Below are 6,457 nucleotides of genomic sequence, written 5' to 3'. Positions count from 1 at the left end.
ATAATCAAGTTAAAATAAGAGGATTTAGAATCGAACTTGGTGAGATAGAAAGTAAATTATTACAGCATGAAAATATTAAAGAAGTAGCAGTTTTAGTTAAGGAAAACAAAGATAGTGAGAAATATATATGTGCATATGTTGTAAGTAAAAAAAATCTTGAAGAGTTAAACCTAAAGAGTTACTTAAAAGAGACATTGCCAGAATATATGGTTCCAGCTTACTTTGTAAAGCTAGAAAAGATGCCATTAACTACAAATGGAAAGCTTGACAGAAAAGCTCTTCCAGAACCGAACCTAGATACAATATTAATAAAATATGAAGCGCCAAGAAATGAATCAGAAGAAATACTAGCTAAAATATGGAGTGAAGTATTAGGTGTTAAAAATATAGGAATAAATGACAATTTCTTTGAGTTAGGTGGACATTCACTAAAGGCAACAGTACTTATATCTAAAATTCGTAAAGAATTAAATAGAGAAGTACCATTAAAGGAGCTATTTAGATTGCCAACAATAAAGGAATTAAGTAATTTTATTAAAGAAACAGAAGAAAATCCATATTCAAAAATAGAGGAGGTAGAAGAGAAACAATATTATGAGGCATCTTCAGCTCAAAAGAGAATATATATGACTCAGCAATTTGATAAAGATATCACTGCATATAATATGCCTATAATTTTTGAATTGGAGGGAGAAATAGATAAGAAGAGAATAGAAGGAACTTTTAAAAAAATAGTTGCAAGACATGAATCATTAAGAACTTACTTTAAGACTATTGAAGATGAAATAGTACAAAAGATAGATAATATTTATGAATTTAAACTAATAAAGAGAAAATATAATGGAGATATAGATAGCATTATAAATAAATTCATAAGACCTTTTGAGTTAGATAAAATACCATTATTTAGATTAGAACTTGTAGAATCAGAAGAAAAAACTTATTTGTTTATAGATATTCATCATATAATCTCAGATGGTGTATCTATGAATATATTAATAAAAGAATTTGCAGCATTATACAATGGCCAGAATCTAGAACCTTTAAAGCTGCAATATAAAGATTTTGCAGTATGGCAAAATAGTTTCTTAAAATCAGAAGAAATGAAAAAGCAGAAGGAGTACTGGATTAATAGATTTAGAGATGAAATACCAGTTCTAAATTTACCATATGACTATGAAAGACCCGCTATGCAAAGCTTTGAAGGAGATATTATGACATTTGAATTAAATAAAGAGGTTGCAGAAGATCTAAAGAGGTTTTCAAAGCAAACAGGAACAACAATGCATATGGTATTGTTATCAGCATTTAATATAATTTTATCAAAATATAGTGGCCAAGAAGATATAATAATAGGAATACCAATAGCGGGGAGACCACATGCAGATATTCAAAATATAATGGGAATGTTTGTGAATATGTTACCCTTAAGAAATAAGCCAGAAAAAAATAAAAAATACTTAGATTTCTTAAAGGAAGTAAAAGAGAATTCTCTAAATGCATATGAGAATCAAAGTTATCAATTTGATAATTTAATTAAAAAAATAAATATTAAAAAAGACTCCAGTAGAAATCCATTGTTTGATGTTATGTTTGATATGAATGGTATAGATTTTTATGAGACTGCATTTTTAGATAGAACCATATTAAAATATAAGAATACGAAAAATAAAATATCAAAAGTTGATTTAACATTATCGGCTATAGAAAATGAAGATATATTATTTTTTAATATTGAGTATTCAACAAAGTTATTTAGTAAGAATTTTATACAATTATTTATAAAGTACTATATAGAAATTATAGAAAAAATATTAATAGATCCAAATATGTTGTTAAAAGATATTATTGAAAGTAATACAACAAACATAAATAGTGAGATAGATGATATATTTGATGAAGAATTTTAGCTACCTCATAATAATAAAATCATGGATATTTGTGCATAGAATATTAGTTTATTGATATAATGTTAAGAATTTTTAATTAGAAAGGTGAGTTAATATGGGTGGACATGGGTTAAGAAATACTAATACTGAAGAAAATTCTAACGAATATTGGTATAAGGAAATAGAAACAGCAAAAAAAAGTTCAAAACTTATGTATGATACTTATAGTAATACTTATGCTAAAAAAATTTATAAAACAGAAGTGGACTTAGAAACTTCTAAAAAAATAAATATATTATGCAAGAATAATGATTTTTTAATGTATACATTTTTAGTAGCTGGATTGAGTATTGAACTATATAAGTATAGCGTAATAAATAATGTAGCGTTAGGAATCTTAGGTCATAAATTAAAGGAGCAAGATGAAATTATAAGAAATAAGGTATTACCATTAAATATTGCTGTAGATAGTAAATTTACATGTAGAGAATACATGAATTCTACAAGAAGAAAAATATTGGAACTGTACAAATATCAAGATAAACTTAACATGGAATATGTTAGGAGTAAAAAAATATGTGAAGATATTATAGATGTAGCCCCTATAACTATAAATTTGAAAGGATTTAATGATGAAAGTGCAATTAATTATGTATGTAATTCAAGTAAAAATGATATAGCTATTTGTATAGAAAAAAAGATGGACAGCTCAATAATAGCAACATTTGTATATAACTCATCATTATATTTTACAAACTCGGTGCAATTATTTGCTAAAAATTATTTGAAGATAATAAGTCATATAGTAAATAATTTTAATAGTGAGATTAAGTTTATAGACATCATAAGTCAAGAGGAAAAAAATAAAATATTATATGATTTTAATAATACTAATTCATATTATAGAAAAGATAAAACTATAATAGAATCCTTCGAAGAGCAAGTGAATAAAAATCCTAATAATATAGCAGTTGTATTTGAGGATAAAACTTTAACTTATAAAGAATTAAATGAAAAATCAAATCAGATAGCATTAACTTTAAGAAATAAGGGGGTAAAGACAAATTCCTTAGTAGGAATAATGATGGGAAGATCTCCCAATATGATAGTAGCAATATTAGCAATATTAAAATCCGGCGGTGCTTACCTACCTATAGATAGTGGGCATCCAGAAAAAAGAATAAAATATATGTTGGAAGATAGTAAAGCAGTATTACTACTAAGTGAAAAAAACTTAAATATCAATTTACAATTAGATATTGAAACATTATTTATGGAAGATGATGAATTATATGAAAATAACACTGCTAATTTAAAGAGTGTAAATAATCCAGAAAGTCTTGCTTATATAATTTATACTTCAGGATCTACAGGAAATCCTAAGGGAGTTTTAATAAAACAAAGAAGTATTGTTAATTTAGCTAAGTGGTTTGGCGAAGCATATGAATTAAGTGAAAATACAAATGTATTGCAAAATACAAACCTATGCTTTGATGTATCTGTTGAAGAAATATTCGGCACTCTTTTAAATGGAGCTAAAATTTATATAGCTAAAAAATATGAATTAATAGACAAAGAAAAATTCCGAAAATTTGTGAAAAAGAACAGTATTAATGTTTTACAATTAGTACCTACAACCTTACAAGAATTAATAATAGGAAATGAAAAGCTAGATAGTATAAAAGTGCTAATATGTGGCGGAGAATCTTTACCAAAACCGATGAAAGAAAAAGTTATTAAACTAGGATATAATCTATACAATTGCTATGGTCCAACGGAAACATCTGTTGATGCAATAACTACAAAATGTGTTAGAGATAATGAAGTTATAATAGGTAAACCTATAGCTAATACAAAAGTATATATTATAAATGGAGATATTCAACTATTGCCAATTAACATTCCAGGAGAGTTGTGTATATCAGGAGATGGACTTGCAATAGGATATTTAAACAAACCAGATTTAACAGAAGAGAAATTTATAGAAAATCCATTTATAGATGAAAAGCATAGGAGTAGCATTAGAATGTATAGAACAGGAGATATTGCTAGGTGGTTACCTGACGGAAATATAGAGTTTTTAGGAAGAATAGATAATCAAGTTAAAATAAGAGGTTTTAGAATAGAACTAGGGGAGATAGAAAATAGATTATTACAATATGAAGGTATAGATGAAACAACTGTAATAATAAGAGAGAGGGAAGATGGCGAAAAATACTTATGTGCTTATGTGATTTCACATAAGCACATAGATAGCAGAAAACTTAGAATCTATTTAAAGGAAAGCTTGCCAGAAAATATGATACCATCATATTTTATTACTATTGAGAAAATGCCATTAACATCTAATGGGAAAATAGACAAAAAGGCTTTACCAGAGCCTAACATAAGTGAAATTATTCTTTCTGACTATGAACTTCCTAGAAATGATGTTGAAAGAAAATTATTAGAAATCTGGAGTTCTGTTTTAGGAATAAGTAGGATAGGAATAAATGATAATTTCTTTGAACTCGGAGGACACTCTTTAAAAGCAACAGTACTTATATCTAAAATTCATAAAGAATTAAATAGAGAAATATCATTAAAAGAATTATTTAACTCACCAACAATAAAAGAAATAGGTAAGCTTATTAAAGATATAGAAGAGAATCCGTATTCAAGGATAGAAAAGATAGAAGATAAAGAATATTATGGAGCATCATCAGCACAAAAAAGAATGTATATGCTTCAGCAGTTTGATAAGAATAGAATTGTATATAATATGCCTATGATATTTGAAATAGAAGGAAAGGTAGAGAAAGAAAGAATAGAGAAAGCTTTTATAAAACTCATTCTGAGACATGATGCACTAAGAACTTATTTTGAAACCGTTGAAAATAAAATAGTGCAGAAGGTAGATAAATCTTATTATTTTAAGCTAATAGAGAAAAAGACCAATGAAGAAATAGAAATCATAATAAATAAATTTATAAAACCATTTAAATTAGAAAAAGCACCATTATTTAGAGTAGAACTTGTAGAATTAAAAGATAAAAATTATCTATTAATAGACATGCACCATATAATATCGGATGGTGTGTCTATGAGTATATTAACAAAAGATTTTACATCACTATATAATGGGGAAGATTTAGGGCCTTTAAAGCTTCAATATAAAGATTTTGCAGTATGGCAAAATAACTTCTTAAAATCAGAAGAAATGAGAAAGCAAGAAAAATATTGGATTGATAGATTTAGTGGTGAAATACCAGTATTAAATATTCCTACTGATTATGAAAGACCTATTATTCAAAGATTTGATGGAGATAGTGTAAGCTTTGAAATAGATGAGATAACTACAAAGGCTCTAAGGAAGCTCTCAAGAGGAACAGGAGCAACAATGCATATGGTGCTATTATCAGCCTTTAATATACTTCTATCTAAATATAGTGGACAAGGTGATATAGTAGTAGGAATTCCAATAGCGGGAAGACCGCATGCAGATCTCCAGAATATGATGGGGATGTTTGTAAATACTTTAGCTTTAAGAAACGAACCTAAAGGAAATAAACAGTATTTAGACTTCTTAGAAGAAGTAAAAGAAAATTCTCTAAACGCCTATGAGAATCAAAGTTATCAGTTTGAAGAACTAGTTGAGAAGTTGAATATAAAAAGAGATACAAGTAGAAATCCATTATTTGATGTGATGTTCAATATGATAGATACAGTAGCTGATATTAGTATTGGATTAGGAGACCTGTTATTAAATCAATATGATACTGGGAATAAAGTATCAAAATTTGATTTAACTTTAAATGTATTAGAAGAAGTTAATATATTAAAGTTCAGCATAGATTATTGTTCAAAGTTATTTAACAAAGAAACCATAGAAAGATTAAGTAGTCATTATGTTAGGGTATTGGATAATATAACAAATAATACAAGAATAAAAATATGCGAAATTAATCTATTAACAGAAACAGAAAGAAATCGAATGATGTATGGATTTAATAATACGAAGACAGATTATTCTAAGAATAAAACTATACAAGAACTATTTGAAGAACAGGCTGAGAAAACACCGGATAATATTGCAGTTGTATTTGAAGATAAAAAAATGACTTACAGAGAGTTAAATAAAAAATCTAATCAAATTGCAAGAATATTGAGAAAAAAGGGTATTAAGGCTGATTCTATAGTAGGGATAATGGTAAAGAGATCCTTAGAGATGATAGTTGGAATAATGGGAATTTTAAAGGCTGGAGGAGCATATTTACCAATAGATCCAAGTTATCCAAAAGAAAGAATAGAATATATGCTAAAGGATAGCAAATGTGAAGTTTTATTAACTGTAGAAAGTTCAGAAAATAATATAGAATTCACTAAAGAAGTCATAGATTTATTTAATGAAGAGTGGTTTGAAGGTGATTTAAGCAATCTAGAAAAAATAAATAATTCAAGCAATCTAGCATATGTTATCTACACTTCAGGAACTACTGGAAAACCTAAAGGGGTAATGATTGAACATAGGAGTGTAATTAATACATTAATATATATGCAAGATAATTATCCTGTTGTTATGCATGATG

General features: G+C 26.9%; 2 protein-coding genes. Both read left to right on the top strand.

Annotated elements, in window-relative coordinates; genetic code table 11:
• The coding region (locus tag B2W91_RS11720) for a condensation domain-containing protein (RefSeq protein ID WP_291581076.1) at nt 1-1,910 on the top strand (1,910 nt) is incomplete at its 5' end.
• 94 nt (nt 1,911-2,004) lie between these two features.
• A partial coding sequence (locus tag B2W91_RS11715; protein WP_291581075.1) for an amino acid adenylation domain-containing protein occupies nt 2,005-6,457 on the top strand: 4,453 nt, incomplete at its 3' end.

It is taken from the genome of Clostridium sp. UBA6640 (assembly GCF_002455975.1).
Lineage (GTDB): Bacteria > Bacillota > Clostridia > Clostridiales > Clostridiaceae > Clostridium_J.
This window is presented reverse-complemented; position numbering and strand designations above follow the sequence as displayed.